The 14021-nt window shown below is 62.7% G+C and carries 9 protein-coding genes and 1 pseudogene; 6 read left to right on the top strand and 4 right to left on the bottom strand.

Features of this window, described 5'->3' with window-relative positions:
- Positions 1–72: 72 nt before the first annotated feature.
- The gene (gene acs, locus ACIQYU_RS07110; RefSeq protein WP_207829557.1) at positions 73–2034 is read right to left on the bottom strand and encodes an acetate--CoA ligase; all 1962 of its coding nucleotides are present in this window, start codon (positions 2032–2034) and stop codon (positions 73–75) included.
- Positions 2035–2430: 396 nt separating this feature from the next.
- Between acs and ACIQYU_RS07105 the strand changes: the two genes are divergently transcribed.
- Complete coding sequence (locus ACIQYU_RS07105; RefSeq protein ID WP_003260110.1) at positions 2431–2685, top strand: DUF2790 domain-containing protein; 255 nt, start codon at positions 2431–2433, stop codon at positions 2683–2685.
- Between the two features lie 155 nt (positions 2686–2840).
- Here ACIQYU_RS07105 and ACIQYU_RS07100 read toward each other — a convergent pair whose 3' ends face one another.
- Complete coding sequence (locus tag ACIQYU_RS07100) at positions 2841–4400, bottom strand: sigma-54-dependent transcriptional regulator (RefSeq protein ID WP_233687559.1); 1560 nt, start codon at positions 4398–4400, stop codon at positions 2841–2843.
- A 256-nt stretch (positions 4401–4656) separates the two neighbouring features.
- On the opposite strand from ACIQYU_RS07100, the gene phhA reads away from it, so the two are divergent.
- The 4 genes from phhA to ACIQYU_RS07080 all read left to right on the top strand — a co-directional run bounded on the left by phhA (position 4657) and on the right by ACIQYU_RS07080 (position 7552).
- On the top strand, positions 4657–5445 hold the full coding sequence (gene phhA, locus ACIQYU_RS07095) for a phenylalanine 4-monooxygenase (protein ID WP_003260109.1): 789 nt from the start codon (positions 4657–4659) through the stop codon (positions 5443–5445).
- A 39-nt stretch (positions 5446–5484) separates the two neighbouring features.
- Positions 5485–5841: a 4a-hydroxytetrahydrobiopterin dehydratase gene (locus ACIQYU_RS07090; protein WP_003254532.1), complete on the top strand. Its 357-nt coding sequence runs from the start codon at positions 5485–5487 to the stop codon at positions 5839–5841.
- Between the two features lie 291 nt (positions 5842–6132).
- Positions 6133–6261, top strand: a complete 129-nt coding sequence (locus ACIQYU_RS07085; protein ID WP_256202935.1) for a hypothetical protein — start codon at positions 6133–6135, stop codon at positions 6259–6261.
- 91 nt (positions 6262–6352) lie between these two features.
- The gene (locus ACIQYU_RS07080; protein ID WP_402798706.1) at positions 6353–7552 is read left to right on the top strand and encodes an MFS transporter; all 1200 of its coding nucleotides are present in this window, start codon (positions 6353–6355) and stop codon (positions 7550–7552) included.
- A 135-nt stretch (positions 7553–7687) separates the two neighbouring features.
- Here the strand turns inward: ACIQYU_RS07080 and ACIQYU_RS07075 are convergent, their stop codons facing one another.
- Positions 7688–10708, bottom strand: coding sequence for an FAD-binding and (Fe-S)-binding domain-containing protein (locus tag ACIQYU_RS07075; protein ID WP_233693733.1), 3021 nt, complete (start codon positions 10706–10708; stop codon positions 7688–7690).
- A gap of 151 nt (positions 10709–10859) precedes the next feature.
- On the opposite strand from ACIQYU_RS07075, the gene ACIQYU_RS07070 reads away from it, so the two are divergent.
- Complete coding sequence (locus ACIQYU_RS07070; RefSeq protein WP_207829551.1) at positions 10860–11744, top strand: LysR substrate-binding domain-containing protein; 885 nt, start codon at positions 10860–10862, stop codon at positions 11742–11744.
- Positions 11745–11971: 227 nt separating this feature from the next.
- Here the strand turns inward: ACIQYU_RS07070 and ACIQYU_RS07065 are convergent.
- Positions 11972–13339 (bottom strand): annotated as a pseudogene (locus ACIQYU_RS07065) (amino acid permease); the annotation flags it as partial.
- Between the last annotated feature and the right edge of the window lie 682 nt (positions 13340–14021).

The raw sequence follows: 14021 nt of genomic DNA, 5'->3' as shown, positions 1-14021 counted from the left end.
ATCTCACAGGTACAGCACACGCCTTACCCTGTGGGAGCGCACAAAGCCTTCAGCGTGCGCCCTGCTTCGCTATCAGGCCGAAGCCAGGCTCATGGCCTTGTGGGTATCGATCAGGTGCTGCACCACACCCGGGTCGGCCAGCGTCGAGATGTCGCCCAGGGCACCGTACTCACCCGTGGCAATCTTGCGCAGGATGCGGCGCATGATCTTGCCCGAACGAGTCTTCGGCAGCCCCGGCGCCCACTGGATCACATCCGGCGAGGCGATCGGGCCGATTTCCTTGCGCACCCAGTTCTTCAGCTCCAGGCGCAACTGCTCGCTGGCCTCGACACCGGCATTGAGGGTGACATACACATAGATACCCTGCCCCTTGATGTCGTGCGGCACACCCACCACCGCTGCCTCGGCCACTTTCGCATGCGCCACCATGGCGCTTTCGATCTCGGCAGTACCCATGCGGTGACCGGACACGTTCAGCACGTCATCCACGCGGCCGGTGATCCAGTAGTAGCCATCCTCGTCGCGGCGCGCACCGTCGCCGGTGAAGTACATGCCACGGAAGGTCTTGAAGTAGGTGTCGACGAAACGGTCGTGGTCGCCGTACAGCGAGCGCGACTGCCCCGGCCAGGAATCGAGGATTACCAGGTTGCCCTCGGCGGCACCTTCGATCAGGTTGCCCAGGTTGTCCACCAACGCTGGCACCACGCCGAAGAACGGACGGGTTGCCGAGCCCGGCTTGAGGCCGGTAGCGCCCGGCAGCGGGCTGATCAGGATGCCGCCCGTCTCGGTCTGCCACCAGGTGTCGACGATCGGGCAACGCTCCTTGCCCACAGCCTTGTAGTACCAGTTCCAGGCTTCAGGGTTGATCGGCTCACCCACCGAGCCAAGCAGACGCAGGCTGGAGCCATCGGCACCGGCAACCGCAGCCTCGCCCTCGGCCATCATCGCGCGGATGGCGGTTGGCGCGGTGTACAGGATGTTGACCTTGTGCTTGTCGATGATCTTCGACACACGGGTGATGTCCGGGTAGTTCGGCACGCCCTCGAACAGCAGGGTGGTGGCGCCATTGGCAAGCGGGCCGTAGACGATGTAGCTGTGGCCAGTGACCCAGCCCACGTCGGCGGTGCACCAGTACACCTCGCCCGGGCGATAGTCGAACACGCGCTCATGGGTCAGCGCGGCATATACCAGATAGCCACCGGTAGTATGCAGCACGCCCTTCGGCTTGCCGGTGGAACCGGAGGTATAAAGGATGAACAGCGCTTCCTCGGCACCCATCTCTTTCGGCGCGCAGTGGCTGGAGGCCACTTTCATCAGGTCTTCGTACCAGATGTCACGGTGCTGGTGCCAGGCAATGTCGCCACCGGTGCGCTTGCACACTATGATTTTCTGCACGCTGTTGGTTTCAGGGTTGGTCAGCGCCAGGTCGACGTTGGCCTTTAGCGGGGTACGTCGGCCGCCGCGCACGCCTTCGTCGGCGGTGATCACGACCTTGGACTTGCAGTCGATGATACGGCCGGCCAGTGCCTCGGGCGAGAAGCCGCCGAACACCACCGAATGGATCGCGCCGATACGGGCACAGGCCAGCATGGCGACCACGGCCTCGGGGATCATCGGCATATAGATGGTGACCACGTCACCCCGGTGCACATCCTGGCCACGCAGGGCGTTGGCGAACTTGCAGACCTGCTCGTGCAGTTCGCGGTAGGTGATGTTGCGGTGCTCGGAAGGGTCGTCGCCTTCCCAGATGATGGCCAGCTGGTCGCCGCGCTGTTCGAGGTGGCGGTCCAGGCAGTTGGAGGACACGTTCAGAGTGCCATCGGCGAACCATTTGATATCGACGTGATGGTCATCGAAGGAGGTCTGCTTGACCTTGGTGAACGGCTTGATCCAGTCGATGCGCTGGGCCTGCTCGCGCCAGAAGCCGTCCGGGTTGATCACCGATTTCTGGTACATGGCCTTGTAGGTGGCCTCGTCGGTCAGGGTGGTGGCCGCAACCTCGGGACGAACGGGATACAGTGGAGCCGCACTCATCTGTGTTACCTCGGTGTAATAGTTGTTTTTGTATGGAACCGTTTGTAACTGTACCAGAGCGACAAAAACCATTCGACGTTGGTAGTAATTTGGTACGCCCGTTCTGACAAAGCGCTCTGGAATGCGCCTTCCAGCCCTGACGAGGAAAAATGGGGCCGTTTGCCCGAGGATTGTTACAGATTCTGTCAAAACACTTTATCAAAAGAGCCACTGTTTCAGCCTGGGCCCCAGCCATAAAATTCACCTCGCCAGCAACGGCAAGGCGATTAACAACTGGTAACAGCCCCCACGAAGGCAACGTTAATCCCCATCCAAACCCGATAGTTAAAACCAGCAATACTCGCGGCGCCATAAGCGCCGCGTGCCCCCTCACGACCTTAGACAGGTAAATAGAAAATGAAAGCTTTACTGGTATTGGTACTTGGCAGTCTTTGCGGCGCGGCGATGGCCGGCGAAGCCAAAGATGCCGAGCAGATTCCGGTTGAACAATACAGTTACTCGCAGCACCTGGACATTGCCCGTGTCATTTCCATGAGCGAAGTGCCCAATGTGTGCGAAGTCGTGCCAGCGCGCATGACCTACGAGGACTCCAAGGGCCAGAAGCACATTCTCGAATACCGCGTGATGGGGAACGGCTGCTCCAACGGCTGACACCTTGTGAATTGGGGGCCCTGCGGGCCCCATTCGCGGGTAAACCCGCTCCCACAGGAACAGCGCCTGCCTTGAGTCCAGCGCTATACCTGTGGGAGCGGGTTTACCCGCGAAGCAGCCACCGACTGATTAACAGGTTATTAATTAACGACTACTTAATCCGCTGACTTGCCCAACGAATAATCTCTCAACTTGTTGGCAATCGTGGTATGTGAAACACCCAGTCTTTTCCCTAAAGCCCGACTACTCGGGAATTCCCCCATCAAACTTTCCAGCACCGCTTTTTCAAAGCGCCCGACAATCTGCGAAAGATCCCCGTCCAGCGAAAACTCACCCAGCGGTTGACGCACACCATAATCCGGCAAACGTATATGTTCACTTTTAACCACACCGCCTTCGCATAACGAAACTGCCTGGAACAACACGTTTTCCAACTGCCTGACATTACCCGGCCAATGGTACTGGCTAAGTTTGTCCATCGCTGCCGGCGCCAGGCGCGGCATGGCGCAGCCGATCTGCCGGCTGGCCTGATCGAGAAAGTGCTGCACCAGCCCTTCCAGGCCATCCATGCATTCGCGCAATGGCGGAATGTGCAGCGACAACACATTGAGCCGGTGATACAGGTCCTGACGAAACTCGCCACGGGCACACAACTCGGACAAATCCACCTGGGTCGCGCAGATCACCCGCACATCCAGGTACACCTCTTCATCGCTGCCTACGCGGCGGAAGCAGCCATCCTGCAGAAAACGCAGCAGCTTTACCTGCAGGCGCGGGCTCATCTCCCCTACCCCGTCAAGGAACAGCGTGCCACCGGCGGTCAGCTCCAGCAGCCCCAGCTTGCCCTCGGCCCGCGCCCCTTCGAAGGCCCCGGGGCCGTAACCGAACAACTCGGTCTCGGCCATCGACTCGGGCAACCCGGCGCAATTGAGTGCCATCAGCGGCGACTGGCCGCGCGGGCTGGCCAAGTGGCAGGCACGCGCCAGCAACTCCTTGCCGGTGCCGGTCTCACCCTCGATCAGCAATGGCGCATCCAGCGGCGCCATGCGCCGCGCCTCACGCACCACCGCCGCCATCACCCGCGAACTCTGGAAGATACTGTCGAAACCGCGCAGCTCCTGCTTGCGCACGTTGTAGATGCGCTCACCGATACGGTCGGCGCGGTGCAGGGTCAACACTGCACCGGCCAGTGCCTCGCTGTCGTCGTGCTCGGACTGCAGCGGCGCGATATCGGCCAGGAACACATCACCCTTGACCTTGATGCGCAGGCCGTTGATGCGCGACTTGTTGGCCCGCACCAGCTCCGGCAGGTCGAAGTCCTCCACATAACGCGCCAGCGGCATGCCTGGCACCTCGTCCACCCGCACCCCCAGCAGCTGCGCAGCGGCACGGTTGGCGGCGACGATGCTGCCACCCATGTCGATCGACAGCACCGGGAAGTCCAGCGCCCCCAGCAGCGCATTCAGCTCCATGTGCCGACGCTCGCTGGGCATCAGCCCCACACGCTTGACGCCGAACACTCCGGCGATGGCCTCGAACTTCGGCCGCAGCGCCTGGAACTGCAAATTGATCAGGTTCGGGCAATGCAGGTAGATGGCGTTGCCATGGTCACCACCCACCTCGCCGCGCAGCACGTTGATGCCGTATTCCACCAGCAGGTTGAGGATGTCGCGCAGGATGCCAATGCGGTTCTGGCAATGCACTTTGATACGCATGAGGGCTCTCGAAGCGCCAATGTTTTTCAACATCGCGCGGAAAAGTCGTAAAGATAAGCTGACAAAAACAGCCGAAGCATCAGCCAGATGCCTCGGATTTTCCGACACCTGCGCCTTTTTGTAAAATTATCGTTACGAAATCACCCCCAGTAGCCGACCCCGCCAGTGGCCCACCCCCGTGCAAAGCGGCCAGCGAAGGGATATTCCTTAGGCATGTCCTGCACATAACAAGAAAAGCCCTCACCAGGAGAGCCACATGAAACAGACGCAATACGTGGCACGCGAGCCCGATGCGCATGGTTTTATCGATTACCCGCAGCAAGAGCATGCGGTATGGAACACCCTGATCACCCGTCAGCTGAAAGTGATCGAAGGCCGCGCTTGCCAGGAATACCTGGACGGCATCGACCAGCTCAAGCTGCCCCATGACCGCATTCCGCAACTGGGCGAGATCAACAAAGTGCTGGGCGCCACCACCGGCTGGCAGGTTGCCCGGGTACCGGCACTGATCCCCTTCCAGACCTTCTTCGAACTGCTGGCCAGCAAGCGCTTCCCGGTGGCCACCTTCATCCGCACCCCGGAAGAACTGGACTACCTGCAAGAGCCCGACATCTTCCACGAGATTTTCGGCCACTGCCCGCTGCTGACCAACCCCTGGTTCGCCGAATTCACCCACACCTATGGCAAGCTCGGCCTGGCCGCGACCAAGGAACAACGCGTATACCTAGCGCGCCTGTACTGGATGACCATCGAGTTCGGCCTGATGGAAACCGCGCAGGGCCGCAAGATCTATGGTGGCGGTATCCTTTCGTCGCCAAAAGAGACCGTCTACAGCCTGTCTGGCGAGCCTGAGCACCAGGCCTTCGACCCGATCGAGGCCATGCGCACACCGTACCGCATCGATATCCTGCAGCCGCTGTATTTCGTACTGCCGAACATGAAGCGCCTGTTCGACCTGGCCCACGAAGACATCATGGGCATGGTTCACAAAGCCATGCAGCTGGGCCTGCACGCACCGAAGTTTCCACCCAAGGTCGCTGCCTGAGCGACCTTGCCGATAACAACTCGAACCGGAAAACACCACATGAATGCCTTGAACCAAGCCCATTGCGAAGCCTGCCGCGCCGACGCACCAAAGGTCACCGACGAAGAACTGGCCGAGCTGATTCGCGAAATCCCGGACTGGAACATCGAAGTACGTGACGGCCACATGGAGCTGGAGCGCGTGTTCCTGTTCAAGAACTTCAAGCACGCCCTGGCGTTCACCAATGCCGTGGGCGAGATCGCCGAGGCCGAAGGCCATCACCCGGGCCTGCTGACCGAGTGGGGCAAGGTCACCGTGACCTGGTGGAGCCACTCGATCAAAGGCCTGCACCGCAATGATTTCATCATGTGCGCGCGCACCGACAAGGTGGCGGAGACGGCTGAAGGCCGCAAGTAACCGCTTGGGAATTGGGGCCGCTTCGCGCCCCTTCGCGGGCTTGCCCGCTCCCACAGGGACCGCGTAATCCTTGATTTTCGCGATCACTGTGGGAGCGGGCAAGCCCGCGAAGGGGCGCGAAGCGGCCCCAGTTTTTTGAAGGAAAAATGTCCGCTGTTCGCCCGCAAAACCGACAAACGATCGGTAAAAAACCCAAACTGTCATCCAGACTTGTGTATCCTGCCCCAGCTTTGCGAAGCTTCAAACGCGCCTGGCGCAGACTTTTCACTCACACTTGCGAGGAACGACGAGATGCATGAAATCCCGAATCTTCCCTTCCCAAGCCTGAACCCAGAAGAGCCAACCGTGACCGTTCACGCCGAACCGGCAACTGCCGTCGAGCAGGATGGTGACGATCAATCCAGCGCTGACCAGGAATAACCGCGCATCCCCCGACTGTGTGAAAACGGCTGACCTGCGGGCCACCCCCGTCATCACGTTTTCACACCGTCCAGAATCCACGTAGGCCCTCATGCCCCACTCACCGCGCCCCCTTGCGGTCACCCTGCAAGTCGTCTCCATCGTCCTCTTCACCTTCATCGGCTACCTGAACATCGGCATCCCGCTGGCCGTATTGCCCGGCTATGTGCACAACGATCTGGGCTTCAGTGCCGTGGTCGCGGGCCTGGTGATCAGCGTGCAATACCTCGCCACCCTGCTCAGCCGCCCCACCGCCAGCCGCATCATCGACAACCACGGCAGCAAGAAGGCGGTCATGTATGGCCTGGCCGGCTGCGGGCTCAGCGGGGTGTTCATGCTGGCCTGCGCCTTCCTCACCCACCTGCCGTGGCTGAGCCTGGCCTGCCTGCTGCTAGGCCGCCTGGTGCTCGGCAGTGCCGAAAGCCTGGTGGGCTCCGGTGCGATTGGCTGGGGCATTGGCCGGGTGGGCGCTGAAAACACGGCCAAGGTCATCTCCTGGAACGGCATCGCCAGCTATGGCGCACTGGCCATCGGCGCCCCGCTGGGCGTGCTGATGGTCAAGGGCCTGGGGCTGTGGAGCATGGGCGTGAGCATCATCCTGCTGTGTGCGCTCGGGTTGCTGCTGGCGTGGCCCAGGCAAGCCGCGCCGATCGTCAGTGGCGTGCGCCTGCCGTTCCTGCGGGTGCTGGGCAAGGTGTTCCCGCACGGCTCGGGGCTGGCCCTGGGCTCGATCGGCTTTGGCACCATCGCCACCTTCATCACCTTGTACTACGCCAGCCACGGCTGGGCCAATGCAGCGCTGACCCTGAGCCTGTTCGGCGCCAGCTTCATCAGCGCGCGACTGCTGTTCGGCAACCTGATCAACCGGATTGGCGGGTTCCGGGTGGCGATCGCCTGCCTGTCGGTGGAAACGCTTGGGCTGCTGATGTTGTGGCTGGCGCCCAACGCCGAAATGGCCTTGGCGGGGGCCGCGCTGAGCGGGTTCGGCTTCTCGCTGGTGTTCCCGGCACTGGGGGTGGAGGCGGTGAATCAGGTGTCGGCGGCCAACCGCGGGGCGGCGGTGGGGGCGTATTCGCTGTTCATCGATTTGTCGCTGGGGGTGACCGGGCCGCTGGTGGGCGCGGTGGCGGCGGGGTTCGGTTTTGCTTCGATGTTTCTGTTTGCCGCGGCGGCGGCGGCTTGCGGGTTGGTGTTGAGCCTGTATCTGTATCGGCAGGCGCGCCGGGGACGAAACAGCGCGCAGGAAACCTGAATTTGTAGTGCCTGCACCGGCCCTGTCGCCGGCAAGCCAGCTCCCACAGGGACCACATGAACCAAGGCTGACGCGACACCTGTGGGAGCTGGCTTGCCGGCGATGGGCTGCAAAGCAGCCCCGGGGGCCTGAAGGTCAGCGCCGGGCGTACTGGAGCACCACTTCCAGCGGGTGGCGCATCTGCCGTTCGGTCATGCGCTTGACCTGGCTGCGGCACGAGTAGCCCGTGGCCAGCGGCTCGCCTTCCTTGTCCAGCTTGGTCGCCCACGACTGCTCGAAGATGGTCCGCGAGGTGTCCTGGTTGCGCGCCTCGTGCCCATAGGTACCGGACATGCCGCAGCAGCCAGTCGCCTCGGTCACCAGCTTCAGGCCCAGGCGAGCGAACACCTGCTCCCACTGCCTGGTGCTGGCCGGCACGTTGGTCTTCTCGGTGCAGTGCGCCATCAGGCGGAAATTGCCCGGCGCGGTCGCTGCCTGCTCCGGCAGCACATCCATCAACCACTCCTGCGGCAACAGCACCTGCGGGCAACCGTCCAGGCCCGGTACTTTCTGGTACTCCTGGCGATACACCAGGGTCATCGCCGGGTCCAGGCCCACCAGCGGCACGCCGCAGTCGGCCAGGGCCTTGAGCTGGGTGGCGTTGCGGATCGCCGCCTTGGCGAACGCACCGAGGAAGCCCTGCACGTGCAGCGGCTTGCCGTTGGCGCTGTAAGGCGCCAGGAACACCCGGTGGCCCAGGCGGTGCGCCAGGTCGATGAAGGCCGACAACAGCGGCGTCTCGAAGTAACGGGTAAAGGCATCCTGCACCAGCACGATGCTGCGCTCGCGCTGGGCCGGGGTCAGTTCACGCAGGGCCGGCACGCTGGCCACGCCGACGCGGCAGCGGGTCAGGGTAGCCTGGAAGTTGAAGCGGCTGATCAGCGGGCTGTCGACCATGCCGACCTTGTCGGCCAGCAGCTTGCTCACCCACTTCGAGCCCATCACCGCGTTGTACAGCCCGGGCGCATGGGCCAGGTACGGGATGGTGAACTCCAGCGAGCCGATCAGGTAGTCACGCAACGGGCGCTGGTAGCGGCCGTGGTACAGCTCGAGGAAGCGCGAGCGGAAGTCCGGCACGTTGACCTTGATCGGGCACTGCCCGGCGCACGACTTGCACGCCAGGCAGCCGGCCATGGCGTCGTACACCTCATGGGAGAAGTCTTCCTGGCCCTGGCTGCGCGCGCGGTTGTTGCGCAGCCGCGCCGGCAGGCCCTTGAGCCAGGACACCTTGTTGCGCGCTGCCGCCAGCACGTCGATGTTCGCCTCGCCCTGCAGGCGCAGCCATTCGCGCATCAGCGAGGCGCGGCCCTTGGGCGAGTGCTGGCGTTCACGGGTGGCCTTCCACGACGGGCACATGGCGTCGTTGGGGTCGTAGTTGTAGCAGGCGCCGTTGCCGTTACAGTGCACGGCGCTGCCGAAGTCCTGCCACACGCGCTCGTCGATGGTACGGTCGAGGTCGCCGCGCAGGGTCACGCCATCGACCGGGGTCAGGCCCTCGGCACTGCCCAACGGGGTGCAGATCTTGCCCGGGTTGAGCTGGTTGTGCGGGTCGAAAGCGCCCTTCAGGCGCTGCAGCGCCGGGTACAGCTCGCCGAAGTACTCCGGCACGTATTCCGAGCGCAGGCCCTTGCCGTGCTCGCCCCACAGCAAGCCTCCGTAGCTTTTGGTCAGTGCCGCCACGGCGTCGGAAATCGGCTTGACCAGTGCGGCCTGGGCAGGGTCCTTCATGTCCAGCGCCGGGCGTACGTGCAGCACGCCGGCATCGACGTGGCCGAACATGCCGTAGGCCAGGCCGTAGCCATCCAGCAGCGCACGGAAGTCGGCAATGTAGTCGGCCAGTTGCTCTGGCGGTACCGCGGTGTCTTCCACGAACGGTTGCGGGCGTACCTCACCCTCGACGTTGCCCAGCAGGCCCACCGAACGCTTGCGCATGGTATAGACGCGGGTTACCGCTTCGGCACCCTCGGCCAGGGTGTGGCCCAGGCGCTCGACGCTGGTGTCGCTCTGCAGGTGCTGGATGAACGCCTGCACCTTGGCATTGACCTCGGCCGGCTCGTCGCCGCAGAACTCCACCAGGTTGATGCCCAGGGTCGGGCGCTCGGGGTCGGCCGGGAAGTACTCGGCGACGCTGTGCCAGACGATGTCCTTCATCGCCAGCATCAGCACCTTGGAGTCGACGGTCTCGATCGACAGCGGCTTGTGCGCCATCAGCGCATTGGCGTCACGCAGGGCATCCATGAAGCTGGTGTAGCGCACGTTGACCAGCACGGCATATTTGGGGATCGGCAGCACATTGAGCTTGGCCTCGACCACATAGCCCAGCGAGCCCTCGGCACCGCACAGCACGCTGTTGAGGTTGAAGCGGCCCTGCTCGTCGCGCAGGTGCGCCAGGTCATAGCCGGTCAGGCAACGGTTGAGCTTGGGGAAGGTGGTTTCGATGAGATCCGCCTGGGTTTCCTGGATCTGGCGCGCCATGCGGTACACCTCGCCGACCCGGCCGGGCGCGGCACAGGCCTGTTCCAGCGCGGCATCGTCGATCGGCAGGCTGTGCAGGCGCTCGCCACCGAGCAGCACGCTGTGCAGTTCCAGTACGTGGTCACGGGTCTTGCCATAGGTGCAGCTGCCCTGACCGCTGGCATCGGTGTTGATCATGCCGCCGACAGTGGCGCGGTTGGAAGTGGACAGCTCGGGGGCGAAGAACAGCCCGTGCGGCTTGAGCGCGGCGTTGAGCTGGTCCTTGACCGTACCGGCCTGTACCCGTACCCAGCGTTCCTCGACGTTGATTTCGAGGATCTTGTTCATGTGCCGCGACAGGTCGACGACGATACCGTCGGTCAGCGACTGGCCGTTGGTGCCGGTGCCACCGCCGCGCGGGGTCAGCTTGACCTGCTGGAAGCGCGCCTCGGCCATCAGCGTGGCGACCCGCGCCACATCGTCGGCGTCCAGCGGGAACACCGCCGCCTGCGGCAAGCGCTGGTAGATCGAGTTGTCGGTGGCCAGCACCGTGCGGGTGCCGTAGTCGGCACTGATCTGGCCACGGAAGCCGCTGTTGCGCAGGGCTTCGAGGAATTCGGGGTAATTGGCGCTCGGGGCAATGGTAGGCAGCTGGGCGATCATCGAAGGATGGCCTCTTGATATTGGCTAATCACGGGATTCCTGTCGTTCCGGCATGGATAATGACATGCAGGGATGACGTATAAGCCAATGTTCCTGTAGTTTCGCTTCAGGGGCAAACGGATAATCCTGCCGCTATCGATGACTTTCATGAATGAATTACCGCCACCTGACCCCATCCATGTCGCTGCTGCTGGCTTTCGAGGCCGCCGCCCGGCATGAAAGCTACACCCGCGCCGCCGCCGAGCTGTCGCTGACCCAGAGCGCGGTCAGCCGCCAGGTGCAGGCACTGGAGCAGCAGCTGGGCCTGACCCTGTTCCGCCGCGAAGGGCGCCAGGTGCAGCTGACCGATGTAGGTCGCCTGTACCAGCGCGAGCTCAGCGAGGCACTCGGGCGCATCCGCAGCGCCACCTTGCAGGCACTGGCCTACCAGTCGGGGGTGGGCACCTTGCGCCTGGCCACCCTGCCCACCTTCGGCTCGAAATGGCTGCTACCACGGCTGCATGCGTTCTACAGCGCCCACCCGGGCATGCTGGTGCACATTCATTCACGTATCGAAGCCATCAACTTCGACACCAGCGAAATCGACGCCGCCATCGGCGTGGCCAGCCACGACCTGCCGGGGCTGGTCTGTCATCGGCTGCATGCCGAGGAACTGGTGGTGATATTACCGCCGGAGGCTGGCGCGGACAGCCAGGGCTGGAGCCCGGCACGCATCAGTGAAGAGGTGCTGCTGAATGTGGCCAACAACCCGCATGCCTGGGGCGAGTGGTTCTCGCACCATGGCCTGGCGCACCGGGCGATGCGCCTGGGGCCGAGCTTCGAACTGACCTCGCACCTGATCCAGGCGGTACGAGCCGGGATTGGCATCGGCCTGGTGCCGCGCATACTGGTGGAGGAGGAACTGGCCAAGGGTGAGCTGTACAGCCCTGGGGGGGCATTTGCCAGCCAGCGCAGTTATTACCTGATCTACCCGCCGAGGAATGAGGCGTTGCCGTCGCTGCGGGCGTTTCGTAGCTGGTTGCTGGAGCAGATCTGATTTCTGGCTGTGCCGGCCTCTTCGCGGGTAAACCCGCTCCCACAGATGTAGCGCTGCTCTCGGGTCAGGTGATATCCCTGTGGGAGCGGGTTTACCCGCGAAGAGGCCGGTACAGGCAATAAAAAACCCGAAGCCAGTTCCTGACTTCGGGTTTTTCATACGCTACCTGTAGCGCCTTATCGGGCCACGCTACCAGCCGCCCCAACAGCCTGCGCCTTGCGACGCGGCTTGATCATGTAGGCCACGAACATGGCGAACAGCCACACCGGGATTGCATACACGGAAACCTGGATACCCGGGATCATCAGCATGATGCCCAGGATCAGCACCACGAACGCCAGGCAGATGTAGTTGCCATAGGGGTACCACAGCGCCTTGAACAGCGGCTTCTGGCCGGTGCGGTCCAGGTGCTGGCGGAACTTCAGGTGCGAGTAGCTGATCATCGCCCAGTTGATCACCAGGGTGGCCACCACCAGCGACATCAGCAGTTCCAGCGCATTCGACGGCATCAGGTAGTTGAGCAGCACGGCAATCAGGGTCACGGCTGCCGACACCAGGATCGAACGCACCGGTACACCGCGGCTGTCGACCTTGGCCAGCGCCGCCGGGGCGTCACCTTGTTCGGCCATGCCCAGCAGCATGCGGGCGTTGCAGTAGGTGCCGCTGTTGTACACCGACAGTGCCGCAGTCAGGACCACGAAGTTCAACAGGTGAGCGGCCACGTCACTGCCCAGCAGCGAGAACACCTGTACGAACGGGCTGCTGCCGTAGCTGCCACCGGACGCATCGATGCTGGCGACCAGGTTGTCCCACGGGGTCAGCGACAGCAGCACCACCAGGGCACCGACATAGAAGATCAGGATACGGTAGATGACCTGGTTGATCGCCTTGGGGATCACGGTCTTCGGCTTGTCGGCCTCGGCGGCGGTGAAACCGAGCATTTCCAGGCCACCGAAGGAGAACATGATGAAGGCCAGGGCCATCACCAGCCCGCTGACACCGTTGGGGAAGAAGCCGCCATGCGACCACAGGTTGGCCACGGTGGCTTCAGGGCCGCCGCTGCCGCTGGTCAGCAGGTAGGCACCCAGGCCGATCATGCTGACGATGGCCACCACCTTGATGATGGCAAACCAGAACTCGGCCTCTCCGAAGAACTTCACGTTCATCAGGTTGATGGCGTTGATCAGCACGAAGAACGCTGCCGCCGTGACCCAGGTGGGGATCTCCGGCCACCAGTAGTGAACATACTTGCCGACCGCCGAAAGCTCCGACATGCCCACCAGGATGTACAGCACCCAGCAGTTCCAGCCTGACAGGAAGCCGGCGAAACCACCCCAGTAGGTGTGGGCGAAATGGCTGAACGAGCCGGCCACCGGCTCTTCGACGATCATTTCGCCGAGCTGGCGCATGATCATGAAGGCGATGAAGCCGCAGATGGCGTAGCCAAGGATCATCGACGGGCCAGCGGATTTCATCACGCCTGCCGAGCCGAGGAACAGGCCGGTACCAATCGCACCACCGAGGGCGATCAACTGGATATGGCGGTTCTTCAGGCCCCGCTTGAGCTCGCCTGAATGCATGTTTTGTCCACTCATGAACGAAGTCACCTGCATTGTTTTTATCTGTGACGGAATCGGACCCACCGCGCTCGTGGCGCAGCGGAATGGGCAAGGTGATTACCTTGGGTTTCTTGACCTCAGGTGCCGCCGGGGCGGGTCAACCAGGCGTGATCAAGAGTGCGCGGTACGCAAAGGAGTCACAGGTAAAACGCGGCGCACTGTATACCCCTGCAAACGCGCAGGCGTCAACGCGTTGCATCGTTTCCTTGGGAAAAAACGCAGCGATCCTGTGGTGTGGGCCTTGAAAGGCGGAGTGATCGGCGTACATGGCGCCTCCATTTGTTGTTTTGTCAGCCTGGCTCTGTGGACAGGCTTTTGCACACGGCAATGACGGCTATAACACCGTGGGGCGGGGGTTTGGGCAAGGGTGGGCGGGGGCGGGGCGGCGGCTTTGGCGCGTTGGCGGCGGCAAGGTTTGTTTACACAGCCGGGATCAATCTGAAATCAGGGCTGAATTCGGCCACAAATGTACAAATTTCTTTACAGGGTGGTTCGAGAACTTGCCAGTCGTCCGAAAAATTCTTTTTGTTCAATATCTTGGGGCCGCTTTGCGACCCTTTCGCGACACACGGCCGCTCCCGCATGTGACGCGTTTTATTGTGGGAGCGGCCTTGTGTCGCGATGGGCTGCACAGCAGCCCCCAAATTCTCACAGGCAT

Source organism: Pseudomonas sp. NPDC096925 (genome assembly GCF_044762545.1).
In the GTDB taxonomy this organism is placed as follows: Bacteria; Pseudomonadota; Gammaproteobacteria; order Pseudomonadales; family Pseudomonadaceae; genus Aquipseudomonas.
This window is presented reverse-complemented; position numbering and strand designations above follow the sequence as displayed.